Source organism: Enterobacter cloacae complex sp. 370H10 (assembly GCF_050031535.1).
Lineage (GTDB): Bacteria > Pseudomonadota > Gammaproteobacteria > Enterobacterales > Enterobacteriaceae > Enterobacter > Enterobacter intestinihominis.
This window is the reverse complement of the sequence record NZ_JBLGWG010000001.1, coordinates 553309-579688: the sequence shown is the minus strand read 5'-3', so window position 1 is coordinate 579688 and position 26380 is coordinate 553309. Positions and strand designations below refer to the sequence as shown.

21 protein-coding genes are annotated in these 26380 nt (G+C 54.6%); 14 read left to right on the top strand and 7 right to left on the bottom strand.

What is annotated here, in order from left to right; translation table 11 throughout:
- Positions 1 to 10: 10 nt before the first annotated feature.
- Complete coding sequence (locus ACQG2Q_RS02750) at positions 11 to 697, bottom strand: hydrolase (RefSeq protein WP_022646922.1); 687 nt, start codon at positions 695 to 697, stop codon at positions 11 to 13.
- A gap of 220 nt (positions 698 to 917) precedes the next feature.
- Here ACQG2Q_RS02750 and ACQG2Q_RS02745 point away from each other — a divergent pair, with 220 nt between their 5' ends.
- From ACQG2Q_RS02745 to ACQG2Q_RS02730, 4 genes are read left to right on the top strand one after another with little or no spacing between them, the layout of a single operon-like run.
- Complete coding sequence (locus ACQG2Q_RS02745; protein WP_022646921.1) at positions 918 to 2789, top strand: amidohydrolase; 1872 nt, start codon at positions 918 to 920, stop codon at positions 2787 to 2789.
- Entirely contained in the window at positions 2789 to 3196 is a 408-nt protein-coding gene (locus tag ACQG2Q_RS02740; protein WP_063849864.1) for a DoxX family protein, read from the top strand. Before ACQG2Q_RS02745 ends, ACQG2Q_RS02740 begins: the two co-directional genes overlap by 1 nt.
- Positions 3193 to 4812, top strand: a complete 1620-nt coding sequence (locus ACQG2Q_RS02735) for an MFS transporter (RefSeq protein ID WP_063849863.1) — start codon at positions 3193 to 3195, stop codon at positions 4810 to 4812. Before ACQG2Q_RS02740 ends, ACQG2Q_RS02735 begins: the two co-directional genes overlap by 4 nt.
- A gap of 30 nt (positions 4813 to 4842) precedes the next feature.
- On the top strand, positions 4843 to 5664 hold the full coding sequence (locus ACQG2Q_RS02730) for an alpha/beta fold hydrolase (protein WP_022646918.1): 822 nt from the start codon (positions 4843 to 4845) through the stop codon (positions 5662 to 5664).
- A gap of 39 nt (positions 5665 to 5703) precedes the next feature.
- Here ACQG2Q_RS02730 and ACQG2Q_RS02725 read toward each other — a convergent pair whose 3' ends face one another.
- A complete protein-coding gene (locus ACQG2Q_RS02725; RefSeq protein ID WP_063849862.1) occupies positions 5704 to 7098 on the bottom strand; it encodes an MFS transporter in 1395 nt (464 codons plus the stop codon).
- A gap of 45 nt (positions 7099 to 7143) precedes the next feature.
- The gene (locus tag ACQG2Q_RS02720) at positions 7144 to 8232 is read right to left on the bottom strand and encodes a cellulase family glycosylhydrolase (RefSeq protein WP_063849861.1); all 1089 of its coding nucleotides are present in this window, start codon (positions 8230 to 8232) and stop codon (positions 7144 to 7146) included.
- Between the two features lie 185 nt (positions 8233 to 8417).
- Here ACQG2Q_RS02720 and ACQG2Q_RS02715 point away from each other — a divergent pair, with 185 nt between their 5' ends.
- On the top strand, positions 8418 to 9425 hold the full coding sequence (locus ACQG2Q_RS02715) for a LacI family DNA-binding transcriptional regulator (RefSeq protein ID WP_063849860.1): 1008 nt from the start codon (positions 8418 to 8420) through the stop codon (positions 9423 to 9425).
- Here the strand turns inward: ACQG2Q_RS02715 and fosA are convergent.
- Positions 9411 to 9836, bottom strand: coding sequence for a FosA/FosA2 family fosfomycin resistance glutathione transferase (gene fosA / locus ACQG2Q_RS02710; RefSeq protein WP_063441687.1), 426 nt, complete (start codon positions 9834 to 9836; stop codon positions 9411 to 9413). The two genes, ACQG2Q_RS02715 and fosA, sit on opposite strands and share 15 nt — an antisense overlap.
- A gap of 198 nt (positions 9837 to 10034) precedes the next feature.
- Here fosA and trpS point away from each other — a divergent pair, with 198 nt between their 5' ends.
- A complete protein-coding gene (gene trpS, locus ACQG2Q_RS02705; RefSeq protein ID WP_063849859.1) occupies positions 10035 to 11039 on the top strand; it encodes a tryptophan--tRNA ligase in 1005 nt (334 codons plus the stop codon).
- Positions 11040 to 11114: 75 nt separating this feature from the next.
- On the opposite strand, the gene ACQG2Q_RS02700 is transcribed toward trpS, so the two are convergent.
- The 3 genes from ACQG2Q_RS02700 to ACQG2Q_RS02690 all read right to left on the bottom strand — a co-directional run bounded on the left by ACQG2Q_RS02700 (position 11115) and on the right by ACQG2Q_RS02690 (position 12515).
- On the bottom strand, positions 11115 to 11378 hold the full coding sequence (locus ACQG2Q_RS02700) for a hypothetical protein (RefSeq protein ID WP_063146616.1): 264 nt from the start codon (positions 11376 to 11378) through the stop codon (positions 11115 to 11117).
- Positions 11353 to 11883 carry a DUF2778 domain-containing protein gene (locus ACQG2Q_RS02695; protein ID WP_023295850.1) on the bottom strand — a complete coding sequence of 177 codons (531 nt, stop codon included), beginning with the start codon at positions 11881 to 11883 and terminating at the stop codon, positions 11353 to 11355. The genes ACQG2Q_RS02700 and ACQG2Q_RS02695 overlap by 26 nt, the downstream gene beginning before the upstream one ends.
- Before the next feature lie 164 nt (positions 11884 to 12047).
- Positions 12048 to 12515, bottom strand: a complete 468-nt coding sequence (locus ACQG2Q_RS02690; RefSeq protein ID WP_074169630.1) for a SymE family type I addiction module toxin — start codon at positions 12513 to 12515, stop codon at positions 12048 to 12050.
- Between the two features lie 447 nt (positions 12516 to 12962).
- Here ACQG2Q_RS02690 and ACQG2Q_RS02685 point away from each other — a divergent pair, with 447 nt between their 5' ends.
- From ACQG2Q_RS02685 to ACQG2Q_RS02650, 8 genes are all read left to right on the top strand, one after another.
- Positions 12963 to 13976 (top strand): HNH endonuclease domain-containing protein, encoded by a 1014-nt coding sequence (locus ACQG2Q_RS02685; protein WP_063849858.1) that lies wholly within the window; start codon positions 12963 to 12965, stop codon positions 13974 to 13976.
- On the top strand, positions 13976 to 14560 hold the full coding sequence (locus ACQG2Q_RS02680; RefSeq protein WP_063849857.1) for a class I SAM-dependent methyltransferase: 585 nt from the start codon (positions 13976 to 13978) through the stop codon (positions 14558 to 14560). The genes ACQG2Q_RS02685 and ACQG2Q_RS02680 overlap by 1 nt, the downstream gene beginning before the upstream one ends.
- A 522-nt stretch (positions 14561 to 15082) precedes the next feature.
- On the top strand, positions 15083 to 15445 hold the full coding sequence (gene queD, locus ACQG2Q_RS02675) for a 6-carboxytetrahydropterin synthase QueD (protein ID WP_063849856.1): 363 nt from the start codon (positions 15083 to 15085) through the stop codon (positions 15443 to 15445).
- Between the two features lie 433 nt (positions 15446 to 15878).
- Positions 15879 to 18989 (top strand): protein DpdE, encoded by a 3111-nt coding sequence (gene dpdE, locus ACQG2Q_RS02670; RefSeq protein ID WP_233156087.1) that lies wholly within the window; start codon positions 15879 to 15881, stop codon positions 18987 to 18989.
- Positions 18989 to 21469 carry a protein DpdF gene (gene dpdF / locus ACQG2Q_RS02665; RefSeq protein ID WP_063849854.1) on the top strand — a complete coding sequence of 827 codons (2481 nt, stop codon included), beginning with the start codon at positions 18989 to 18991 and terminating at the stop codon, positions 21467 to 21469. Before dpdE ends, dpdF begins: the two co-directional genes overlap by 1 nt.
- Complete coding sequence (gene dpdG / locus ACQG2Q_RS02660) at positions 21456 to 22331, top strand: protein DpdG (RefSeq protein ID WP_061891884.1); 876 nt, start codon at positions 21456 to 21458, stop codon at positions 22329 to 22331. Before dpdF ends, dpdG begins: the two co-directional genes overlap by 14 nt.
- Positions 22328 to 25534, top strand: a complete 3207-nt coding sequence (dpdH, locus tag ACQG2Q_RS02655; protein ID WP_063849853.1) for a protein DpdH — start codon at positions 22328 to 22330, stop codon at positions 25532 to 25534. Before dpdG ends, dpdH begins: the two co-directional genes overlap by 4 nt.
- Positions 25531 to 26379: a hypothetical protein gene (locus ACQG2Q_RS02650; RefSeq protein ID WP_047053965.1), complete on the top strand. Its 849-nt coding sequence runs from the start codon at positions 25531 to 25533 to the stop codon at positions 26377 to 26379. The genes dpdH and ACQG2Q_RS02650 overlap by 4 nt, the downstream gene beginning before the upstream one ends.
- The last annotated feature ends 1 nt before the right edge of the window (position 26380 follow it).

Genomic DNA, 26380 nt, shown 5'->3' with positions numbered 1-26380 from the left:
CCGCCGGGATTTAGCGTGCCGGAACCGGCGCTAAGGTACGGTGCTCGCTCTTCTGGCGAGACGGCGCTTTGTGCACCATGGTGTAGGCGTAATCCACGCCCATGCCGTACGCACCGGAGTGCTCGCGCACGATATCCATCACCGCGGTGTAGGTCTCTTTATGCGCCCAGTCACGCTGCCACTCCAGCATCACCTGCTGCCAGGTCACCGGGATCACGCCCGCCTGGATCATGCGCTGCATCGCGAAGTCGTGGGCTTCTTTGGAGGTGCCGCCGGACGCGTCCGCCACCATATAAATTTCGTAGTCCCCTTCCAGCATCGCGCACAGGGCAAAGCTGTTGTTGCACACTTCGGTCCACAGGCCCGCGACAACCACCTTCTTCTTGCCGTTAGCCTTCAGCGCGTCACGCACCTTCTGGTCGTCCCAGGAGTTCATGGAGGTACGCTCCAGAATGTCCTGGCCCGGGAACACATCCAGCAGCTCCGGATAGGTGTTACCGGAGAAGCTTTCGGTCTCTACGGTGGTGATGATGGTCGGGATGTTGAACACTTTTGCCGCTTTCGCCAGCGCCACGGTGTTGTTTTTCAGCACCTGGCGGTCAATAGACTGCACGCCAAACGCCATCTGCGGCTGGTGGTCGATGAAGATGATCTGACAGTTGGCAGGGGTTAAGACTTCGAGCTTTGTAGTGGTCATAAGATTATCCAGTGAGGTTAAAGGTTAAAATCGTCGCGAAAGGCACGCCGATAAAATCGCATTCATCCTATGACCCGCGCCGCCGGGGCGTAATTATCTCTTCGTATAGTTAACCTTAGGTATAGTTATACTTTGGTATACCTATCCTATTGTATAACTGGATCTTTCCCGAAACCGGTTCCCATAATCCTGACCATTCCCCTCTCAGTCTGGAGCAGTTATGGTTACTCTCGGTAAAGCCGATCTCATTCTGGTTAACGGCCAGTTTCACACCGTCGATCGCGAGAACCCTCTCGCGGAAGCCGTTGCCGTGCGCGACGGGAAATTCCTGGAAGTGGGCACCGTCGCCGAGGTGATGCAACACCACTGCGACGGCACTAAGATGGTCGACTTAAAAGGCCACACCGCTATCCCCGGCCTGAACGACTCGCACCTGCACCTGATCCGCGGCGGGCTGAATTACAACCTCGAGCTGCGCTGGGAAGGCGTACCGTCCCTGGCAGATGCCCTGCGCATGCTGAAAGAGCAGGCCCTGCGCACGCCGTCGCCCCAGTGGGTGCGCGTGGTGGGCGGCTGGAGCGAGTTCCAGTTTGCCGAGCGCCGTATGCCAACTTTAGACGAGATCAACGACGCCGCGCCGGATACGCCGGTTTTCATCCTGCACCTGTACGACCGCGCCCTGCTCAACCGCGCCGCGCTGAAGGTGGTCGGCTACACCAGGGACACGCCGAATCCGCCGGGCGGGGAGATCCAGCGCGACGCCAACGGCAACCCGACCGGGATGCTGATCGCCCGCCCGAACGCCATGATCCTGTACTCAACCCTCGCCAAAGGGCCGAAGCTGCCGCTGGAGCAGCAGGTCAACTCCACGCGCCAGTTCATGCGCGAGCTGAACCGCCTGGGGCTGACCAGTGCCATCGACGCGGGCGGCGGCTTCCAGAACTACCCGGAAGATTACGAGGTAATTGCCGAGCTGCACGAGAAAAAGCAGATGACCATCCGCATCGCCTACAACCTGTTTACCCAGCGTCCGGGCCACGAGCTGGAAGATTTTGAAAAATGGACCGACATGCTCACGCCGGGCCAGGGCAGCGACTTCTTCCGCCACAACGGCGCGGGCGAGATGCTGGTCTTCTCCGCCGCCGATTTTGAAGACTTCCTCGAGCCGCGCCCGGATCTCGCGCCGGGCATGGAGGACGAGCTGGAGCGCGTGGTGCGCCATCTGGTCGAACACCGCTGGCCGTTCCGCCTGCACGCCACCTATAACGAATCCATCAGCCGCATGCTGGACGTGTTCGAGAAGGTGAACCGCGACATTCCGTTCAACGGGCTGCACTGGTTCTTCGACCACGCCGAAACCGTGTCACAGGCCAACATCGACCGCATCAAAGAACTGGGCGGCGGCATTGCCGTGCAGCACCGCATGGCCTTCCAGGGGGAATACTTCGCCGAGCGCTACGGCATCGAAGCCACCCGCCACACGCCGCCGGTGGCGAAAATGCTGGAGACCGGCGTGCCGGTGGGCTTAGGCACCGACGCCACCCGCGTGGCGAGCTATAACCCGTGGACCGCGCTCTACTGGCTGGTCTCCGGCCGCACCGTTGGCGGAATGCAGATGTACGATCACAGCGCCCGTCTGGATCGCGATACCGCCCTGATGCTCTGGACCCAGGGCAGCGCGTGGTTCTCCAGCGAGCAGAACCAGAAGGGGCAGATCAAAACGGGCCAGCTCGCGGATCTGGCGGTGCTCAGCAAAGATTACTTCCGCGTGCCGGAAGAGGAGATCAAGGGCATCGAGTCCGTCCTCACCGTGGTCAACGGCGATATCGTCTACGCCGCTGGCAGCTTTGGCCCGCTCGCGCCGCCCGCCATTCCGGTCCTGCCCGAGTGGTCCCCGGTGGTGAAAGTGCCGGGCCACTACCGCAGCGCGCCGCCGCAGGCCGCACGCGTCGGCATGAGCGCCGTCCACCACTGCAGCGGCCCGTGCGGGGTTCATAGCCACCAGCATGATTTCGCCCGCACGTCAGAGATGCCAGTGTCCGACGATAACGCTTTCTGGGGGGCGCTGGGCTGCAGCTGCTTTGCATTCTGATGAAACATAATGACGCTTCACCCCGGATCGATCCGGGGCTGTTCTTCCTGCGCCTGACCGGCAGCCTGCTGCTGCTGTACGTGCACGGCCTGCCGAAGGTGCTCCACTTCAGCGAAGAGCTGACGCGCATCGAAGATCCGTTTGGTTTCGGACCTTACGCGAGCCTGATCCCGGCGATCGTCGCCGAGGCCATCTGCCCGCTGTTTATCATTGCAGGGGTTTACACCCGCCTGGCGTGCCTGCCGATTATCGCCGTGCTGCTGGTGGCGATGCTGGCGGTGCACCCGGACTGGTCGATTGCCGAAGGGCAGTTTGGCTGGCTGCTGCTGATTATCTTCACCACCCTCGCCCTCACCGGACCGGGCCAGTGGCGGCTGCAGCGTAAGACGACGGAGAGGTTCGCATGACCCAGGTTAACGACGTTCGCGACGCACACGTCGAGACGACGCCCGCATCGGCGGCTTCGCCCTGGCAGCCGCTGAGCCAGCCGGTGTTCCGCATGCTGTGGATCGCCACGGTGGTCTCTAACGTCGGCTCATGGATGAGCGACGTCGGCATCAACTGGAGCATGCTGACGCTCAGCGCCGATCCGCTGGATATCGCGCTGGTGCAGGCGGCCAGCAGCCTGCCGATGTTCCTCTTCGCCCTGCCGTCCGGGGTGATGGCGGACATCGTTGACCGACGAAAATACCTGCTCTTCTCCCAGCTGTGGGTGTTCATCGCCGCTGCCGGGCTGACGCTGCTCTCTTTTACCGGACACGTCACCCCCACCGTTCTGCTGGCGGCAACGTTTCTGCTGAGCGTGGGCGCGGCCATGAGTTCGCCGCCGTTTCAGGCGATTGTGCCTGACCTGGTGAGCAAGCCCGAGCTGGGTTCCGCCGTGGCGCTTAACTCGCTCGGGGTCAACATCAGCCGGGCGATTGGCCCGGCGCTGGGCGGTTTCCTGCTGTCGCTGGCCGGGCCGTGGATGGTGTTTGCGCTTAACGCGCTATCCGTGGTCGGCGTGGCGTGGGTGCTGTGGCGCTGGCGTCCGGCGCCTTCCGTGCAGCGGCTGCCGCCGGAGCACTTCTTCTCGGCGGTGCGGTCCGGCATTCGCTACGTGCACGCCGCCCCGGTGCTGCGCAACGTGCTGGTGCGTACCGTGGCGTTCTTCGTTTTCGGCAGCGCGGGCTGGGCGTTACTGCCACTGGTGGCGCGCCACGAGCTGGGCTTAGGCCCGGCGGGCTACGGCGTGATGCTGGCGTGTATCGGCCTGGGGGCGATTGCCGGGGCGATCCTGCTGCCGCGCCTGCGCCAGCGGCTGAATGCCGATCGGCTGATGGTGGCCGCCAGCCTGACGTTTGCCCTCACCATGCTGGCGCTGGCGTTCGTGCGCCACGTCTGGCTGCTGAACCTGTTTGAGTTCTTCACCGGCTTCGCGTGGATTGCGGTGCTCTCCACCCTCAACCTTGGCGCACAGCGCAGCGCCGCCCGCTGGGTAAAAGCCCGGGCGCTGGCTGTGTATCTGACGGTGTTCTTCGGCTCGATGACCGCAGGCAGCGCCGTCTGGGGGCAGATCGCCTCGCAGTTCGGCACCCCGACCTCGCTGGTGGTTGCCACGCTGGGGATGGTGCTGGCAAGCGCGACGGCGTTCCGCTGGAAGCTGGAGAAAGATCCGAATTTAAATCTCGACCTGAGCGAGCAGCCGCTGGACGGCGTGGAGATTGAACTCCCGAACGAGCGCGGCCCGGTGCTGGTGTCGCACGAGTACATCATCGACCCACAGAACGCGAAAGCGTTTTTGCAGGCCGTGCACGAGCTACGCCGGGTGCGCCGCCGCGCCGGAGCGATGAGCTGGGCGGTGTACGAGGATATCGAACGTCCAGGGCTGTTTATCGAGACCTTCCTGATGGGTTCCTGGATTGAGCATTTGCGCCAGCAGGAACGCCACACCATGAATGACCTCCTGTTGCAGAGCCGCGTTCTGGCTTTTCATCAGGGCACAACATCACCGGCAATTCGCTATCTGGTCGCGCCGGTATAACCATAACAATCACCTGCACAGGAACACACTATGGCACTGTTTAAGGCAAAAGACGGCACGCAGATTTACTACAAAGACTGCGGCGCGGGCAAACCGATCCTCTTCAGCCACGGCTGGCCGCTGGACGGCGACATGTGGGACAGCCAGCTAAACTACCTGGCCGAGCGCGGCTTCCGCGCCATCGCCTTTGACCGTCGCGGCTTTGGGCGTTCGGATCAGCCGTGGAACGGCTATGACTACGACACCTTTGCGTCCGACATTAACGACCTGATTACTACCCTGGATCTGCGCGACGTAACGCTGGTGGGCTTCTCCATGGGCGGCGGCGACGTGACCCGCTACATCAACAACTACGGCAGCGAACGCGTGGCTGGTCTGGCGTTGCTGGGCGCGGTGACGCCAATCTTCGGCAAATCTGACTCCTTCCCGCAGGGTGTGGATCAGAGCGTGTTCGACGGCATCCGAGACGGACTGCGTAAAGATCGCGCCCAGTTCATCAGCGACTTCGCCACCCCGTTCTACGGCACCAACGCCGGACAGACCGTTTCCGCGGGTGCCCTGACGCAGACGCTGAACATCGCCCTGCTGGCGTCCCTGAAGGGCACCATCGATTGCGTGACCGCCTTCGCCGAAACCGACTTCCGCCCGGATATGGCGAAAATCGACGTGCCGACGCTGGTGATCCACGGCAGCAACGACCAAATCGTGCCGTTTGAAAGCACCGGCAAGCTGGCGGCGGAGATGATCAAAAACGCCACGCTGAAGGTGTACGACAACGCGCCGCACGGCTTCGCGCTGACCCACCAGGATCAGCTCAACGAAGATCTGCTGGCGTTTGTGAAGTCGCTGTAAGTCATTACGCGAAGCCTGATGGCGCTTCGCTTATCAGGCCTACAAGGGCTGGTCCTGTAGGCCGGGTAAGGCGCAGCCACCACCCGGCGCTTTCGCAGACGCATTCCGCTCCGCCAGCAGCCGACAAATCTCCGCATGCTTCTCCTCGGTAAAGGTAAAGCGCGACATAAAGCCCATGCGGATCAGCGACCCAATCGCCGGCAGCAGGCAAATCCCGAAGAACAGCCCCGACAGTACGCCTTCGCTCTGGATCTGCGCCTGCGGCACATAGTTGATCATCGTCAGAAACACGCCGATTAACCCGCCGCCCACCGCCACCGACATCTTGCCGGTAAAGGTCTGCCCGGAGAAGGTGATCGCCGCACAGCGCTTGTGGGTGTGGTACTCCGCGTACTCGATGGTGTCGGCAATCATCGACGAGGTGAGGATGTTGGTCATCATCACGAACAGCGTGCTCAGGCCGAGCAGGATAAACAGCAGCGCCGTGTGCTGATAGCCCGTGAACCACATCACCACGCGCACCGCCACGTCCAGCCCGCAGAGGATCATAAACAGCTTCCGCTTCTGCATCCGGCGCGTCAGCAGCGGGGCGACCAGGCACAGCACCGCCGCCACTATCCCCATCACGCCAATTGCCATTTGCAGGCTGCCGTCGCCCATGTTGTTGATAAAGAAGTAGATATAGAGTCCGCCCGCCACGTTATGGAACACGCAGAAAAAGAACGACAGCAGGACGATAAACAGCGGCTTGTTCTGGCGCAGGTTGTGGAAGGTGTCGCGCATCGTCACCTTTTCCGGGCTGGGCGGGACGCGCTCTTTGATCTGCATAAAGCCGTTGAGCATCAGCGGCAGGCCCACCAGCATCATCACCAGCGCCGCCATAAAGTAGCCTTTATCGTTGCTGTACTGGGCGAAGAACGCCGCCAGCTTCGGGAAGAAGATATTGGCGCAGGCAATCCCGGCGTTCACCCCGAGCATCGCCGCCGTTACCGCGCGGGTGCGCTGGCCGGAGTCGTTGGTCATCACCGACGACATCGACCAGAACGGGATATCGGAGATGGCGTACAGCGTCCCCCACAGGATATACGTCACCCCGGCGTAGAGGATTTTGGTGGTCATGTCCGCTTCGATTTTATAGAACGCCAGCAGGGTGACGCCGGTAATCAGCAGCGGCGCAATCAGTAAAAAGTGGCGAAACTTGCCAAACCGGCTATTAATGGTGTCCATAATGCTGGCAAACAGCGGATCGTGAACCGCGTCCCACGCGCGGGCAATCAGGAAGATGGTACTTGCCGCCAGCGCCGAGATCCCCAGCACGTCGGTGTAAAAATAGTTTATAAACGAACCCACTAAACCAAAGCTAAAACACTGACCTAAACCATAGCCAAAGTAGGACCATAACTCGCGAGACGGTATTTTCATTGTCATTGCCATAGTGCGTACCTGGTTGCCCGGCGACAGCGCGCCGGGTCGTTATTATTAGCCCTGCGGATCCGGGGCGATATTGCGCAGCTTCTTCATCAGCGCGATTTCAGCGCGTGAAAACGGGATACCGTTCTCCTCGAACACGTCGTGGAACCACAGGCGGCAGTAGTCCGTGGACTCCTTCATCACCACCGGCCACGGCAGCCAGGTCTGGGTTTTACCGCGCACCAGCCCCCACTGATACGGCGCGACCTTTGCCATGTACATCAGCGGGAGCTGCTCTTCGATGGTGCCGCCCACGTGACGCGCCAGCCATTCGGTGCAGAAGATTGGGCGGCCCAGCGCCTGAAGTTGCTGGATAATCGCCGTCATGCGCCCGGTATTGGTGTAGGCGTGATAGCTCACCACGTCCGACAGTTCCAGCGCGGTCTGGTCCAGCGGGTGCTGATAAAACGTCTCGCCCTCCTCTTCCGCCGGCAGACGCCAGGCGCAGACGGTAAGCGGCTGGGTCGGATCTTCCTCACGCACCCAGCGGAACGCCAGCTTCATCAACTCGTGCGCGCAGGTTTCCAGCTTCTCGTCGTACAACACCTCTTCGGTGCCCGTCGCGAAAATGCCGCGGTTGCCCGGCTCGTTATACAGATCCCACAGCAATACGCGCTTATCCTCGCGGAACTGGCGCACAACGTCGCGGATATAGCGCTCAATCTGTGGCCAGCAGTCGCGATCGCACACCTTATCGCGCCCCGGGCTCGCCGCCGCCTGGCTGTTGTGTTTGCCCGGTACGGGCGGCTTTTGCGGGCCGAGGTACGGCTCGTCGCCGGAGAAGCCGCAGTCGTCCATCAGGGTCAGCATGGTGCTGAACCCTTGGTCGTCGGCAATCGTCAAAAAGCGGTCGATGCGCGCCATCAGCCCGTCGCGGTCGTGCTCCCATACGATAAACGGCAGGTTGATGCGCAGGGTGTTATAGCCCGCGTCCGCCGCCCAGCCCAGCTCGCGGTCGATAGTGGCGGCATCGAAGGTCTCTTCCTGCCAGATATCGGTCCAGTTCACCGCTGTCGACGGCAGATAGTTGAACCCGCACAGCCAGCCTTTTTGCTGATACCACGCCTGTGCCTGTTCTTTACTCCACTGCTCTTTCATTACGCATCCTCTTGCTGATAATGTTTAGCTAATAAATATTAGCTGTGGGATAAATGCGCAAATCGCGGTGCAAAGAAAAGCGACGCCTCTCACAAAGTTCACGCTTCTATGAATGAGAAACGTGATCGGCGGCGCTAAAGCGTGCGGTTAGGGTATGATGCGAATTCGCGAAAGGGAGAGGACGGATGAAGCGAAAAACGAAAGTGACGATGAACGATATTGCGCGGGCGGCGGGCGTGTCGCAGGCGACGGTATCGCTGGTGCTTAACCAGTCCCGCAACATCAAGCTCAGCGACGACACCCGTCAGCGGGTGATCAACGTCGCTACCGAGCTCGGCTACGACCGTCTTCCTGCCATTCACGCTCCGCGCAACCAGGAGGAGATCGCCCTGCTGGTCAGCTCGTTGCAGAGCTTCGACCCGTTTATCGACGCCATCAGCCAGGCGCGTGAAGCGGCGTGGCGCAACGAGACGCTGCTCACCGTCTACGACTACGGCGACGACGTGGAGCTGGCCCTGAACATCATCCGCCAGCTGGGCAAGCGCAACTGCATCGGGATTATCCTTGCCTCTCCGGTCACGAACGTCGTCGATATGACGCCATTTCAGGACTGTACCCGCATCCCGCTGGTGCTGCTCAACCAGCGCGACCCTGGCTCGCCGCTGCTGCCGTCGTTTATCCCGGACGACTACGCCAACGCCTTCCAGGTGACTAAACACCTCATCGCCTGCGGGGCCACGCGCATCGCCCACATCACCGGCGAGAGCTGGATGGAGGCCTCGCGCCAGCGTCTGGCGGGCTATCAGGCGGCATTACAGCAGGCCGGACTCGCGTGTGACGACGACCTGGTGCGCCAGACCAACTGGCAGTTCAGCGAGTCCTTTACTGCCACCACGTCCCTGCTGGAACTGACCGAACGCCCGGACGCCATTTTCTGTGCCAGCGACTGGCTGGCGATTGGCTGCTACCAGGCGCTGGCGGTGAATGGCGTGCGTATCCCGCAGGACATGCTGCTGGCGGGCTACGACGACCAGAAGATTTCCGAACAGCTCACCCCGCCGCTGACCAGTATCCAGTTGCCCTACAGCGAGCTGGGACGGCTGGCGGTGGAGTACCTGTGCAATCAGGAAGATGCCGCCACGCACGTGACGCTGGCGGGCAGGCTGAAGGTGCGCGCCTCAAGCCTCGTCTGAGGTAAACACCATGCCCGCATAGGGCTTCTCGCGACACGCCGCCAGCCGAGCGGCGAGGCTGCCCACGTGCAGCTCCAGCTTGTGCCCGTCCGGGTCGAGGAAATAGAACGACGCCCCCTCGCTTTTGTTCTGCTTCCAGACGGTGACGCCCGCCTGCTCAAGCCTTTGCGAGAGCGGTTCAAAATCCTCTTCCGCCACGGTAAACGCGTAGTGGGTGTAGTCGCTCTCCTGCGGTGGCACGTACTGGCGCGCCTCGTCGTAGGACAGGCAGACCCATAGATCGCCGCAGGTGAGATAGGCCCCGGTATTCCAGCGGGCGTGCAGCGCAAGCCCCAGCAGCTCGTGCCAGAAGGTGACGCTTTTTTGCAGGTCGCTGACCGCGAGGGTCAGATGATTGAGAGATTGCAGCATGACGTGCCCTTTTGTTTTTCGCGCCGGACGTGGTACGGTAAAGAGATGAACATAAACCACGCCGTGCTCACCGTAAACCGCTGGTGGCTGCCTTCTTAAGGCGGCACGGAGTAGTTTTCCCCATTTTCTGATAGCCGCCGAAAGGCGGCTTTCACTTTTCTAAGACCCCTTTCGGCAATTGCACATTAAGGAGTCTTTATGAACACACCAACCATCCTCACCGGCGATCGCCCAACCGGCCCGCTGCACCTTGGCCACTTCGTCGGATCGCTGCGCCAACGTGTGGCGCTGCAGCAGACGCACAACCAGTTTGTGCTGATTGCTGACCTTCAGGGGCTGACCGACAACGGCAGCAACCCGCAAAAAATTCGCGACAACATCCCCGAAGTGCTGGCCGACTACCTCGCCGCCGGCATCGACCCGAACCTGACCACTATCTGCCTGCAATCCGCCCTGCCCGCCCTCGCCGAGCTGACGATGCTGTATATGAACATCGTCACCGTCGCCCGCGTGGAGCGTAACCCGACGGTGAAAAACGAGATTGCGCAGAAGGGCTTCGCCCGCTCGCTGCCGGTCGGGTTTATGGCCTACCCCATCAGCCAGGCGGCGGACATCACCGCGTTTAAGGCCGAGTGCGTGCCCGTCGGCGACGACCAGTTGCCGATGATTGAGCAGACCAACGAGATTGTGCACAAGATGAACAGCCTGCTGCCCGCCCCGGTGCTGCTCCACTGCAGGGCGATGCTGAGCGACACCAGCCGCCTGCCCGGCATCGACGGCAGCGCCAAGATGTCGAAATCGCTGGGCAACACGCTGCACCTTTCGGCCAGCGAAGAGACGATCCACCGTGCGGTCAGCGCCATGTACACCGACCCGAACCACCTGAAGGTGAGCGACCCGGGGCAAATTGAGGGGAACGTGGTGTTTACGTACCTCGACGCGTTTCATCCGGACAAGGATAAAGTGGCGGCGATGAAGGCGCACTATCAGGCGGGCGGGCTGGGGGATCGGGTATGTAAGAACGAGCTGGAGGTGTGTTTGCAGGAGCTGATTGCGCCGATGCGGGAGCGGCGGGCGATGTATATGCAGGACAAGGGGGAGCTAATGGCGATGCTGAAGCGCGGGACCGAACGGGCGCAGGGGGTGACGCATGAGACGTTGAGGGAGGTGAAGGTTGGGCTGGGGGTGCCGGTGTTTAGTTAAAGTAGGTTTAGCGGTGGAGTGCGTGGGATTGGCACGAAGCCGCTTAATTGTTTTAGAAAGCGGCTATGAAATATTTCATCCCTGCTTCAGGTTACATATCTTTCGGATGATAATCATCAGTAGCGCGGTAACGACGACCATCATCCCCCCCAACACCCACAGGAATGATGGGTCTGCTTCACCATCAGCAAACCCCAAACCGGTGCGATTTAAAAAATCATTGCTGGCTTGAGACAAGTAATCGAGCAAGCCTCCCAGAGGAAACAGGACGATAAAGAAGGAAGCAATGAGGCATGCCAGACCAATCAGGATATTATTTTTTAACTTTGCATGAAGCATAATCAGCCCTTCCTGTCACATCAATACGTCCATATGCCATCAACCCTTTACCACCAGGAACACGAATCTTCTTACGTGCAAGCAAAGATTGTCTGACCAGTTGAAAATCAGGGATATTATAGAACGTTATGCATCCCCACGACTCTCCCTCACCATTCGGCCTCAATGGATGAAGTCGAAATGAGCCTCTGTCGACCCCATTCACAAATACGTTATCGGCCATGGTCGAAGCATTAAACAAGCCGAACCATTCAGAATGATCGGTCCCGTTCTTGAAGTCTTTTACAAACCGCTCAACCCGATTAGCAATACTGCCTTCCGGTGCATCAACGATCCAGTACGTACCCACAGGTAATGCTGCATTCCTGATAAAGGCGCACTCTGCAATATTGGTTACGGGTTCTATCCCTGAAAAAACGGGAAACGTCCCAACGCCATAAACGTGTAGTTTCAGCCTTCTTCCATCGGCTGAGACATCGTTGTAATCCATCCTACAAATCTGCATAGCAATCCTCCCTGTCGCTTTGCAGGGAATGTTACAACCGATTTATTGAGTGCACCAGCGGAGACAGATAATTCATTTAAAAAATAAAAAATACGGACATTAATACTCTTGTCCGTATTAATTTATCCTTTTACAGGAATAATGAAGGGAGAATTTAGAAATTATTATTCAGCCAGACCATTTCCGCGCTTCACCATAGGTATATCTCCCGTATCATTCAACGCGCCCGGAAACGTTTTTAACCACTGCACGACTTTCTGCTTATTTATATTCACCACACTCATACCTTCCAGACATCCCCATAATTCTCTTGTATGCTGTGGCGTAATCACGATGCAGTCTTTCATGGCGCGGATTTTCACAGGCATACCGTTGATAAAGCCTGCACGGGTTAACCAGTCGCCGCCTAGGAGAAGGTATTTCATGTCTATGCGTGCATACAGTTCGCAGCAAGCGGCACTGTCCTGCGGCGTTTCCGCGCGAGGGTGGACGGGCGCCGCGTTGGGCGGGTTGCCGTGCAGACGGCGGGCGCTGTTTTTGCGTACCAGCTCGCGGTTTTCAATCATGCCGGTGAAAGCGTCTGATTCTGTTTTGCAAACGGTAAACTCTGGCTTAAAATTCGTCGCAGCCATTTTCAACTTCTCCGTAGTTGTTGGTGGTTAGCGGTATGGGGGTGTTGCAGCACCTTCATATCGCGAATTCTTCTTTAAATATTCTTTGATACTTCCTTTGCCGTTCGGCGTAATTTCTGGTGCCCATTATACAGGGCTGAATATAAATACAGCGGTTTGGTGTGGGGTAAATTTAGAATTTGCGAGGAGGATTCAGGAAATAGGGTTTTAATTCGAGGAATGACAACGCTTTGGCTGGAAACCTGTTCAACTCACCTCTTCCAGATATCTGTTCGTTTATAAACCTGCGCTAATGCCGTATCGGTTGTCCCGATAACTTCCTCTCAGACCTCTCAAAAATTCATCAAACCTATAGATTAACGATTTACATCACCCTGATTTTGTTATGTGATCCTGTTACAGGCTTTAGTAACGCCCTGCCCAGCCAACCGTAACAGGACTTCATCGATGGAATTTTATCAGGCCGATCCGACGCTTGAGAACTACTGGCGTGGTGTGATCCTCTTTGGAAGGAACGTCGCATCTTACAAATTTGCGCTGGCGTCAGCGTTGTATGAAGTGGATAAGACGGGCAGCGATTTGATTACGCTCGACCAGCTTGCGGTGCCGTTCAGCCGCTATCTTTGCGAGCACCTGAAGCACGCGCCAAAACAGATCACCTCCCGCAGCAGCCAATTTCTGGAAACCTGCCTGAAGTTCAACCGAGGGGAAATCACCCATGCCCAACTCATTGAAGCGACGGTGCGCCTTGGCTTTAACAACGTGATCGATGCCTTTCACTACGTAAACCAGGGCGAGATCGATAAACGTTTTTTCCTCGATGAGCGCAAAACCAACAACGGTATCCGCCTGACGGATAACTTCTTTTTACTGGGCGAACGCCTGCAGTATAAAAACCTCGCCTTTGAAACCAATGCCCGCTGGAACCTGGTAGAACAGGCCTGGTCGATGGGGATTTCACGTAATCTTGTGGGCGTGGAGTTCGATGAAGATAATCAGCTGTTGTTCACAAGGGTGAACGCGCGTCGCGTAGACATCACCAGCTGTCGCGACAGCCTGAATGGTTACCAGAAAGGACGGTGTTTTTACTGCTTTAAACCCATCAGTCTGGTACCGGGAGATGCAGAACTGGCGGACGTCGACCACTTTATTCCCTGGGCTGCCCGCCATGAAGTGAGCAATATTAACGGCGTATGGAACTTAGTGCTGGCCTGCCGGTGTTGTAACCGTGGCGTCGAAGGTAAATCTGCACGCATTCCCGACCTCAGGCTCCTGCAGCGGTTACACACCCGCAATGAGTATTTTATTCAGAGCAAACTGCCGTTACATGAGACGATTGTTCTACAGACAGGGCAACGTCCTGAAGCACGGAGAAGCTTTCTTCAGCGTAACTGGCAGGCCGCGCTGGACAAGCTTATCCATACCTGGAAACCCAACGCGGAAGGCGAGGCGACGTTTTAATGACACTTCACTACTATCAGAACCACGCACAGGATTTCTTCGATGGCACGGTCAATGTCGATATGACCCCGCTTTACGAGGCCTTCACCCAACATCTGCCTCATGGTGCCCGGGTTCTGGATGCGGGCTGCGGTTCAGGACGAGACGCAAAAGCATTTCATGAGATGGGGTATCAGGTGGATGCTTTTGATGCCTCTTCCGCGATGGTGGAACTGGCAAAGCAACATACCGGGTTACCCGTGAAGCTGATGACATTTTCAGAGATCGACGGTAAAGCACAGTACGATGGGATCTGGTGTTGTGCCTCTTTGCTGCATGTCCCCTCTTCTGAGCTGCCTGCCGTGATGCAGAAGCTTGCGGATGCGCTTAAGCCTGGCGGCGTTTGGTACGTGTCCTTTAAGTATGGCAACGGTGAGCGGGTGCAGGGTGAAAGACGGTTTACGGACCTGGATGAAGAGGGATTGCAGGAGTTGCTGAGGGCGGTTCCGGGGATTGAGATAGCTTCGCTTTGGACGACACAGGATAACCGCCCTGACAGGGATGAGGCATGGCTGAATGGGGTAATACGAAAAACCGCCGCTTGATCATTAGTCGGTGCTAATCGACACGGAGTAAGTTAACTCAGTAATTCATTACTTTGGTCAGCTCAACTTCACCCGTAGCGGCGTTGAAGTACAGATAGAAAATGTCCCCTTTTACCTGATCGGGTTTTGACCAGAACTCCTTTTCCAAAGGTCAGTAAAGTCGGTTGGTAATGCTCAAAATATGCAGCCGAGTACATGGTGAACGTTACTTCCTGAGTTGCTGTACTTGAGCCGCCAGCCAACCAGCAACGGTGACAGTTTGAAAATATTGAGGTTTTTCCTTGCAGCCATTTTAAAACCATTAATAGGGCATCAAGTTAAGTGGTCCATGTAAGGCTGTGACCACCGATAACCCACAATTTAGCGTCATGATCATCCTGCCTAAAGGCTCACAATCGGAAACAGTCCGGTATAGCTAGACCGGAATATTTTTGTCTATCAAAAGAGTAGTGGTAGCTAACTCAGAAATGCTAGGAGATCTTGGTTCTTATTGTTACTGTATAACAAAAAAATGAGGTTGCTATGAAAACTACGTTATACAAAGATTTCACCTTTGAAGCTGCACACCGTCTTCCCAATGTTCCGGAAGGCCATAAATGCGGTCGCTTACACGGACACTCTTTTGTCGTGCGACTTGAGATAACCGGTGATGTGGATAAGCACACTGGTTGGATCATTGATTTCGCCGAACTAAAAGCGATTTTTAAACCTACTTTGGATAGGCTGGACCATTACTATCTCAATGACATTCCAGGCCTGGAAAACCCTACCAGCGAAGTGCTTGCTGAATGGATTTGGAATCAGATTAAGCCGCAACTCCCAATCCTTAGCGCAGTCGTCGTTAAAGAGACCTGCTCTGCAGGCTGCATTTATCGCGGTGAATAATAATTTACTCAGGTAGCCAAATTTATATTGGCTACCTAGCCTTATTAAAATTTATTGTTATATTTAACTAATGCAACAAGAATATTTAATATATCGTAATAAATTAGCCATCTAGTTCTCATCGATTCACTTTAACTTGCCTTAACTCAAAGTTAATACTGTCAACACTAAAAAACAGCAGTTGCAAAAGAGATTTTCTCTATACAAATCAATCATCCCAAAGTGAATTAATCACATCAATTTGTTATCTGTGAACTTACTAAAAACTTTGATTTTTTTCACTTGAATATGGGATTTATCTCAGTATCCTATCACTATCGACTGAACTTTTGCTTCTCTATGTGTGTCGTTCAGACATGGAAACCGCTTACTTCACCCATGACTGTCCATTTCCGCACAAATCATACATGCGAAGACAATTTCAAGGATTGTGATGATGAGCATATTATCTATTGGGTCGCTGGTTATTTCTGAGCATTTTGAGGGCATCGGAAAAGTTGTCAGCATTGATATTGACGCAAATAATGCAATAGTTGCTTTTTTTGAGTCACCGACTCAACCTTATGCACGGCAAACGAAAGTTCCTTTAGAACAACTCACCCCGACAATCCCGCACGAAGAGACGGTAATTTATTGCATTGAACCACAAAGCCAACGATGGGCTAGAGCCCGATTTGGCGGTTCGCGCCCCAAAGGGGATTTTCTCGTCATCTTTCGCGAAGATGAAAGTACGACGCTGACAATCGACGAAATTTTTGTTCTGAACAAAGCGCCGGATACCCCAGTAAACCCTGCAGATTTCCTTGCTCACCAAGCTAATGACGCGCCGTTCTTTTTCCCTCACCGTCAAGCCTTTATTGAAACTTACATCCAACAACGTGCTGCCTGCCGGGCGATGGCATCTATTTCCAGTAGCGCCGTTGAACTTGAGCCCCACCAGTTGGCGGTGGTGCGCCGTGTGCTTCAGGATAAAAACCCTAAATATATTCTGGCCGATGAGGTTGGGCTGGGGAAAACCATCGAAGCTGGTATGGTCGTCCGTGAACACACGTTAGAAACTACTGGCCACGTCAGCATGCTTATTGCAGTTCCTGCACCGCTCGTTAACCAGTGGCGGGAAGAACTGGGTGAACGCTTTCAACTGAAACAACTTATTATTGATGCCTCTACGGCCCTCGCAGGTTTGCGACAAAATGAGGTCACAGAAGGCATCGTGATTTGCACCCATTGCGATGCCTGTACCCTGATTGAACGGGGATTCACCCCTTCACTTATCGCGGTCGATGAGGTCCACCAGATTGCCTCCTGGCCGTGGTCAGGAGATAAAGATGAACGTTATGACTTCAACCTGATCGCTAAGGGTTGCCGGAAAGCCCACTACGTTCTGTTACTCACGGGGACCCCTCTGCATGGGCATGAAAGGAACTTCTTGTCGATGCTGCACTGTATTAATCCCGAAGCCTACCAAGTGGATGAGACCCATCTGCAAGACTTTACCGAACTGGTCAAAAATCGTGAAAACCTCGGCGGGATCTTCTCGGGGTTAGTACCTTCCGTCTCAAACGTCAGCTTACGCCGTAATCTGGAAACACTGCAGCAGCAGTTCCCAGAAGATACTGTTCTGATGACACTCTGCCAGCAACTCATCCCGCTTATTGGGACGTTCTCCCCCAATACCCAGGAGCGTGAAGAAAGGATCCGGGATATTCGTCGGCACCTAGGGGAAAACTATCGCATTCATCATCGACTGTTGCGTAACCGCCGTCAGGTTTCACTCAGCTTCGATGAAACGAAAAACCTCAACCTAAACCTTCTGTTTCCAGGGCTAAATGGAGCAGCGGAGTGCCGCTGGTATTGCGATGGGTTAGCGTTAGACGAACTGATTGATGAGTATCGTTCATTATCTTTACTACCGCAGAATACGCAGTGGGCAATGAGTGAAGACACGTACCTTTTCTGGATTGACGATCTCCTATCCAGCCCACTCTGTGTCATGCAACGCGCTAAAGTACATTTGGGTGAAGCGGAACGCACTCAGGAAGAACGAGATCTGTTAGAACACATTGTTTCAACTGCAAAAAATGAACTTCAGGCCATTGATAACAAGCTTGCCATCACCCTGAATGAGTGGCTGCAAAAGAATTCAACAGGAAAAGCCATCGTCTTTTGCGATCGTCCGGATCTTGCCCAGCACTTGGCAATAAAGCTCGAACTGCTGCTGGAGTACCCCCTGGAGCGCTATCAGCCGGGTCAACCCCTGATGTACCTGAAACCCGGCAGCCCCATTCGGATCCTGATCTGCGATAAAAGCGGCGAAGATGGTCTGAATCTCCATGGGGGTCTGCGACTGGCCGTTCACTACGGTTTACCGCGCTCTTGTAGCCGTATTGAACAGCGCCTTGGTCGTCTGAACAGGTACAGTGCAAACCTGAAAGGCGTAAAACCCGTCCAGAGTCTGATCCTGAAAAATCACGCCGACCGCGGATTACGCAACGTGTGGGCCAGTATTCTGAAAGACAGCATTGGCGTATTTAATAACACCATCGCCAGCCTCCAGTTCGTCCTCGACGATTATCTGGAAAATGCGTGGCAAAATGTCTACCAAGAAGGTCCGGTGGCCCTTGAACGTATTGCCAGCGAATTCCCTGGCGAACAGGGCATTCTGGCCAACGAAACTCATAAAATTAACATGCAGGAAAAGCTGCTGGCGATGGATGACGAGATTGCAGAGGCGGCGATTTTTGCGCAACAGATAAGCGCTGACGATCATCTTGCAGTAGCGCAGTGTAATGCGCTGACAAGTTGGATCACGCGTGCACTGCGTTTTCGCGCCACCGGCACCGCAGAAAAAGGTATCAAGTTTCAGTTCGAACTCTCTGACCGCAGCACAGGGACGCTGGTCGATTTTAAAACCTTTCTCACCACCTGCATGCTCAGCTTCGATAAAGAAGGGGGTAACCCACCGTCAACGCATCTGATGAGCGCTGAACGCATTCCGGCGATCGACGGAACAACCGTTTATCCGCTGCGTTATGGGCAGCCATTTGTCGATACGATCTGGCAACTGTTAAACCAAGATGCCCGGGGCAGTTCCATGGCGGTACTGCGGGTGCTCCCAAAGCCATTGAATGAGCCCAATTACTTCTTCCAGTCTACTTGGCTTGTCACCCATCGCCAGACGCAGGACACCTACGCCCAACGCCGTATCGCAGACGAGTTGTACCCGCCGCGTATTGTGCAACACTGGCTGTCCTCTAAGGGTACACCGGTGACGAATCCGCAGTTGCTGGAACTGCTCAATAGCGAGTACGCCAAACATGAAACATCGCAGAAATTCTATGCAGATATGAATCTGCGCCCTAATCTCTGGCAAGAAATTGAAGAGCTTGTCTCACCGGACACCTGGAAAGAGATGGTGGAACGAGTCTATGCCAGTGACCGGGAACAACAACAGGCAACCTTCGGCGAACAAGCCAGACTCCAGTTAATGGCCGTCAAAGCCGTGGTGGTGTGCAGCAGAAATCTACTGGAGGAAATCGTCTGATGGAAGAGGAATGGTCACGCCTGCAGCAGGCGCTAACCACCTGTTTTAGTCAAGGGGTCACCTTTAAGGACGGTATCGAAAATCAGTTTCTGAACAGACTGATTCAGATCATCACCGATGCCTCGGCAGGTCATGGTGACATTTTTGCCGGCTACGCCGATGCGTTACGTGCCGCTCACGCAAGTGGTATTAGCGCGCCGTGGCTACCCCTGCCGCCGGAACTGACCGACGCTCCGGCGCCTGAGTGGGGCATGACAAAGTCGCCTGCCGCGCAACAAATTCAACTGGCTGAAGAGGCGGACCTGGCGCTGACCAGAGCCACCTATCAGCGTAAGATCCGCAGGAACTTGCTGCGCCCCGAGACCGATCCGGCACTGAAGCGCCTGTTACCCGAGGAGCCTTGGCTGACTCATTATCAGGGATTCGGTCAACAGGCCGCCATCCGGACGCTGCTAACGTCTGATAATAACTGTACATTGCTGGTGAATCTGCCCACCAGTTGCGGTAAAAGTCTGCTCACCCAACTCCAGGCGCTCAGCGCACCGACAAACACCCTCACGCTGGTGATCGTCCCCACCGTCGCCCTCGCAATTGAGCAGGCTGACGACATGCAAAAACTGCTTCGCGGCACCGACCAAGATCATGGTGGAAGTTATGCTTGGATCGGAGGACAAGATCAGCCCTCGCGTCAGGCAATTAAGGAAAGAATCAAAGCGGGGACACAGCGTGTGCTCTTCTGTTCCCCGGAATCCGTTCGCTCTTCTTTGGTTCCGGTGCTGTTTGAGCTTTCCAGACTGAATATGATTGGCGCGATCGTCATCGACGAAGCGCATTTGATCGATCAATGGGGCGCAGAGTTCCGCCCTGACTTTCAGCTGATTGCCCCTATGATTCGCTCACTGAAAGCCCTAGGAAAATGCCGTTTTCGTACGCTGCTACTTTCGGCGACTTACAGCAAAAGCACCCGGGACATTCTGGTCGAGCAGTTCCATGATGAAAACAGCGAACTGATTGAAGTGTCAGCTAATTTCCTACGCCCGGAGCCGGAATATTTTGTGCATCATGAGGCAAATGAAAACGCGCATCGTCAGCGGGTCGAACAGCTTCTGCTGACCTTACCCCGCCCGCTGATTTTGTATTGCACTACCCGCACAGATGCGGAAATGTGGTCTGCCCGTCTGAACGAACTGGGCTACTGGCGAACCGGCATGTTCCACGGTCAAATTGACACAAACAATCGCAAGAAATTGATTTCAAAATGGAAAAATGACCAGCTCGATATCATGGTCGCTACCTCTGCCTTTGGGGTAGGGATGAATAAAAAGGAAATCCGCAGCATCATTCATGCTGCCATTCCGGAAAATATCGACCGCTATTACCAGGACTGCGGGCGTGCTGGGCGTGACGGCAGATCCTGCCAGGTGCATCTGGTATGGCATAAGGCGCAAATGAAAACGGCAAAATCGCTGGCCGTTGAGACGCTGATTGGCGTAGAAAAAGGTTTTGCCCGCTGGAAAGCAATGTTTGACGATCGTAAGAAAAGCCCGATCGCTGACTACATGATTTCACTGAACACCAAGCCCGTTCATATTGATCACCAAGGCGATAAAAACGAAGCCTGGAACCGTCGGACATTGCTGTTAATGCAAAGAGCCGGACTCATCAAACTGGTCTTTGCTGATCCGAAAATTCCTGACGACCTGCGAGATAATCTGGATGACAACAACACGCAACTGATTGAATGGTTCGAAAGCTACTATAACCACGTTCATATCCGTCACTGTGACGATGCGCATTATTCAGAAGCGCACTGGAACACCCATGTGGAGAAGATCCGCCAGTCCGAGTTGAATAACCGCCGGGCAGCCTTTACGGTAATGGAAATGTGGTTGGAGGATCCTGGCAAACCACTGTGTAAAATTCTGCAGAAATTCTATGAATATCAGAGCCATCCTCCCGAGTTAACCTGTGGAGGTTGTCCGGGATGTCGTCAGAAAGGGAAAGGAGCGTTTTCGCCCACCGTGGGCACAGATGTACAAATTTTACGCTCCGAGCCGAAGAAAAAAGCACTCTTCGTAGGTGCGGAAAAGAAAGTTTATTACAACGAAAATATGAAGTTACATTCGTTGTTGATGGAACTTCGTGTGACGTTGCGGTCGCTGATCACCTCTGGCGAATACGTGTTTATTCGTGCAGACAGGCCAGTGTTCCTGCAACTAGAGAACAACCTGGATTCGCTTTCGCATTTCTGGAGCGCACAGAAAATGACAGCACCTGCATCGGATGGACCAGAGATCGTGATCATCCCTAACACGGCCAATGCGTTCCCAGACCTACCCATGACGCGCTTTGAGCGAATTATTATTGCACCTGAGCATCTCGCCGATCCTCAGTTCCCACATCGAACATGGTGTGCAAGCGCCGCTAATGCGCTGTCGCTGGACACTTTTATCAGGCAACTACAACATGTCAATAATTAACAACGCAAACCCAGGAAGCGGCCTGATACTGCTTCCTTTGATTGAACGCGTTCTGCAAAGCGCACAGGAACCGTTGTCTCAGGACACGCTGCTCGCCCGCTATCGTCCTGATAACCTGCCCACTAACGATAACGCATGGGGAAAATTAAAAGAGAACCTGAGCTTCTGGTGCAATCTGGGACTCTGGCCGATGCTCGACGGAAAGATGTTACCGCTTGAAGCAGATGTGCGTCCGTTGGCGCATCGGTTGCTTGCCTGTACGATTGATGCTTGTCGTGAAAACGGCGTTGCCAGTGGGAATGAATGCGAACCGCTGTGGCGGGTACTGAGTTGCCTGTTGAGCCTTCAGCAACACTCGCTCGGGGGCCTGGAACCTCTCTCCCCTACGATCATCACCAACAAAGTGCATAAATGGTTACCCGGCGAAACCATCAATACCAACACCGAAAAACTAGTGAGAGAATTTGGTCGTTTTCTCGGTTTTCTCGAGTTAATGCCGGACGGAAATTATGTCACCGACCCTACCCGGGCCATTCAATATTTTCTGCCGGAGATCTTTGACGATACGCGTACCCTTCCCGCCAAAATCTTTATGGCAAACATGGCGGAGGTCATGCCAATGATGGACGGGGGCCAGTTCAGAAACTCCGTTCATGACGTGATGCAGCAGGAAAAAGACTGGGTCGCGCCGGAAGGTGACAATATCTGCACCAGCACATCCGTTGCGCTGCAACGACTTGAAATCAGTAAGCGCATTATCCTCGCCATCGGCAGTGATGATAAAGACGCCTTATCACTCCACTTACCTGGCGGTAAAATTCGCCGGGTTAGCCAAATCACGCTAAGGGAGGATGCAGAATGAGCATGATGGAGTACTGGCCATCCAGGAAAAATATCGTCCAATGCATTCGCAATGAAGCAGAAGAATTAGAGGATCATGTACTTCTGGCCGTGCATGAACCGATGCTACTGACCCGACGCGACGTCAATGAAAATCATAAAATATTACGTGACGAAGACCTGTTCCAGCAGTTACTTCATACGGAGCGCGCCATCCCACTGATTGGCCGCTCGGGGATGGGGAAATCACATCTGGTGCGCTGGTTAGACTGCCGGTTCAACATGTACCTGGCGGAAAACGACCAGAGCGAGCAATGGGAAATTGTCCGGATACCCAAAAACTCCAGTCTACGACAGGTGCTTTTACGCATCCTGAAAAACTTGACGGGGGAATTTTTCGACAACGCACGCATGCGCGTTAATGAAGTAACAGAACAGTATCCGGCGAAAGATCTGGCAGATCTACTGTTGACCATGATGGCCCATCAGTTGCAGGACATGCAAAAAGCGGTCATGGAAGAAGGTCAAACGCTGCTGGCACAAGGTAAAGACATTCCAGCAGACCGACTCGCCTATATGGAAGCCATCATTGAAGAGGTGGAAAACGGTATCTGTGATCTGATCACCGACCCCAACTTCAAACAGAATCTTCTGAAGCCGGGCCACTGTATTTTCAAACTTGCCAGTCGGATGAGTAGTGGTCTGGAAGAAGGAGAAGAAGATCATGATAAATATGAACTTCTTCCGGAAGATCTCTATTTTGTCTTTGAGCCTGACGATCTGTCCGCGCGTGCACGCCGCTATCTTAACCATTCTCAACTGCATGAGTCAGACCAAGTGGAGGCGCGTACCCGTGCAGCGCGCGTGCTCAATGAAGCCATGCATACCTCGCTGAAATCACTCTTCAAGCGCCTGTTCACCTTCAATGGAGGATCTTTTCAGGAGCTTTTTCAGGAAATCCGCAAGGAGTTTCTGCGACTTAATCGCCGTCTGGTGATTCTGGTAGAAGATATGGCGGCGATCTCCGCCATTGAAGATGTCCTGATCGACAGCCTGATCGAAGAAGCGGCACCTGGCGGCGTGCAAATTCTCTGCCCTGTCCACTCAGTGATTGCAGTCACCGACAATTATCCCGGCTATAAACGCCGCCAGGAAACGTTAATCACGCGTGCTGGCTACGAGTGGGTCATCGAGAACGTCGATAAAGACAATAACGAAGATCGTATTGTCTCGCTCTGTGGTCGCTATCTGAACGCCGCACGCTTTGGATCAGAGGAGTTAAAAAACAGTCCTGAGCAAGGTAAGCCCCAGTGGCCACCTGTCTGGCACAGTGATGAGATCCCCAATGCACTAGAAGATTTTGGTTATTCTGCCAATAAGAAATTCCCGCTCTTCCCATATAACCGCAATGCCATTTTGGCATTGGCGGATAAGCATTGCCGCGACAGCAGCGGCGAGTTGATTTTTAACCCGCGTACAATCATTAACCGCATCCTGTTAGATATTCTGCGCGATTGCAGAATAGAAGCGGAAAAAACACAGTTCCCGCCAGCAAATTTCGCTGGAATTCATGCCGTTCCCGAGATCGAAGACAAGATTTCACAGATAGTTGTCAACCGGGTTGGCAGTTCGGTGACGCTTGCCGCCATCTGGGGATATGGCATTGATTCATTTGATGAACTACGCGAAAAACTGCCGGGCAGCGTTGCGAGTGCCTTTGGCCTCGATGAACTAGCAGCGCAACTGAATGGCAAAGGTCCCACCATGGAGTCGGCGGAACCAGCAACAAAGAACGCACACGAAACGGCGGGCAAAACAGGCAGTACGCCGGCGGGTAAAAAGATTGACAATCCGGAATTCAAACCGAAAGAAGAGGCAAAATACACTGCCAAATCCGAACTACCCTTTATCAGGGCGGTCCGTGCATGGGTGAATGACAATGTCATTCTGCCGCAGGATGTTGCCCGTGATTTGCGTGCGGCACTGAACGCCTGTTATGAAATTCATGCACAGCCAGAGTTGTTCGGTATGTCTTCTCGGCCACCGCTGAAAGAAGGTCGTTTTACGTTGATTTCACTGCCAAAAGCGGCGTCTGACCCCTCAAGCATTATTACGAACTTTTACTCTGAGCAGGACCTGACCGATCCTTCCCGACGGGTAGATGTGTATAACGCTGCGGTAGCCCTGTTACGTATCCAGTATTACGCCGGTTTAAAGCAAGGCTTTAATTATCCAGAGGCGCAGGAAGACTACACTCGCTATCAAAACTTCATCCAGTGGTGGGTGCCGCAGGCTACGGAAAGCGCCATTAATCACTTCCGGGCGCGTAACTTACAGGATGCGCTTAAAAAGCATCTGCAAAAAGCTCTGCTGCTTGGCCTGGTGACGGGTAAAGAAGAACCGGCGGAGATCGTCAATACCCTATGCCTCACCCAGAAAGGTGTCGGGAGAACCGAAGGGAAAAGTACCGGTCGAACGCTGACGACCTCTCCTTCCGAGATCTGTTTCAGAGGGATTGAGGCGACCCTGCATCCGCACGCCAGCGCCAGAGTCGCCGAAGCCAGGGCGCAGGCGCTCGTAGGATGGGATGATGCCAGAAAAGCGTGGCTTGAACAGGTTGCCATCACTGAGCAAGGCTCAGGCTTGGGCAGCAGTCGTGCGCTGGATGCCGATGTAATATATTCCGCGCTGAAAACAGTGTTAAAACAGTCGCTTGGTGCGGAAATTGAACGTGCGGCGCTCTCCGTCAAACAGGAACTTGCCAGCACGCTAAAAAATGTTCATCTCTTTGCCAACATTAAAGATAGCGACGATTTCCTCAGCCAACTGAACGACTGGCAGACGTTTATTGAGACTGTGCGGACCGAGCACTATCCCACAGGCAGCGCTCAGTACAAACCATCTTCGTGGCTGCTGGGTGAAATTGAAGCCCTCAGAACCGACGCCGAGGAGAGTCTGGCGACTTTAATTGCGTTACTTTCCATTGAAAAACAGAAAGATAGTGCGAAATTGTGGCTGGAGATCTGTCGACTTGACGGTGACTACGTTTCAAGAATCAGCAGCGTACTTGCGCAATGGCAACTGGTACAACCCAAGATCGCGTTCACACTCCAGCAGATGAACGCCAAAGGGGATATCCAGCAACTGACTCTTGCTCTGAATAAAGTGAATGACCGTCTGAAAACACTTGTGAGCGATATCATCGCCTCTGGAGCCGTTCAATGACCACCTTGCGCCAACAACTGGCTGAAATGCAAAAAGAACTCGATCTTAGCGTTCAGGCTGGTAAGGCCTCACAAATCATCGATAAATGTAATCTGGTGTGCAGCAAAACTAACACCATTGCCGATAAGTTTGCATTGCTTAAACAGCAATATCCAGCCCAGCAACAACTCCCGCGGGGCATTGCGGTTACCTGGAATGACGAGCAGCGTAGCGAACTGATCGCTGCCGCAAACAGCGTCAAAAGTCTCAAGTTACAGTGGGGACGCTGGCTGAAAAACCAGTCGGTAAACAATCCCGGCGAGGAAGAAAACCTTGTAGATCAGGAAGAGTCGCCACAGAACTCTCTAGATGAGACGCTGGCCGCTTCAGAGGAACCTACCGCTTACGACATCATCCAGAATGATTCCTTGACCCATTGCGTCAGCCAACTCGGCACCCTACACAAGGACCTGAGCAAAGAACTAAAAGATGCCTGGGATGCATGGTTGGAAGAGTTACATCAGCAGGTTCATGTCGATGACAAGACACTGAATTTCCAAAAAAATGCGAACAAATTTGACGATATCGCCTCCGACTATGAGCGTCGACGTCAGGATTTCGAAAACTTAACGCAGTGCCAACCAGTTAGCGGTGAAAAGATTCACCAAATCAAAGCGCTCGCCGAAAAACTGTATTCCCTGCGCGGCATGATGAAAACAGACTGGCCTGACGTGGTGCAAGCATTTTTCAATAGCATTAATGGCCCGCAGAGTCTCCGCCCGACGTTAAGTGCCCTGACGCCCGAGGTGCTTGAGTGGTTAAGGGATGAAGAGATGCTGGATGAGTTCGTGATCACAAGGAAATAGT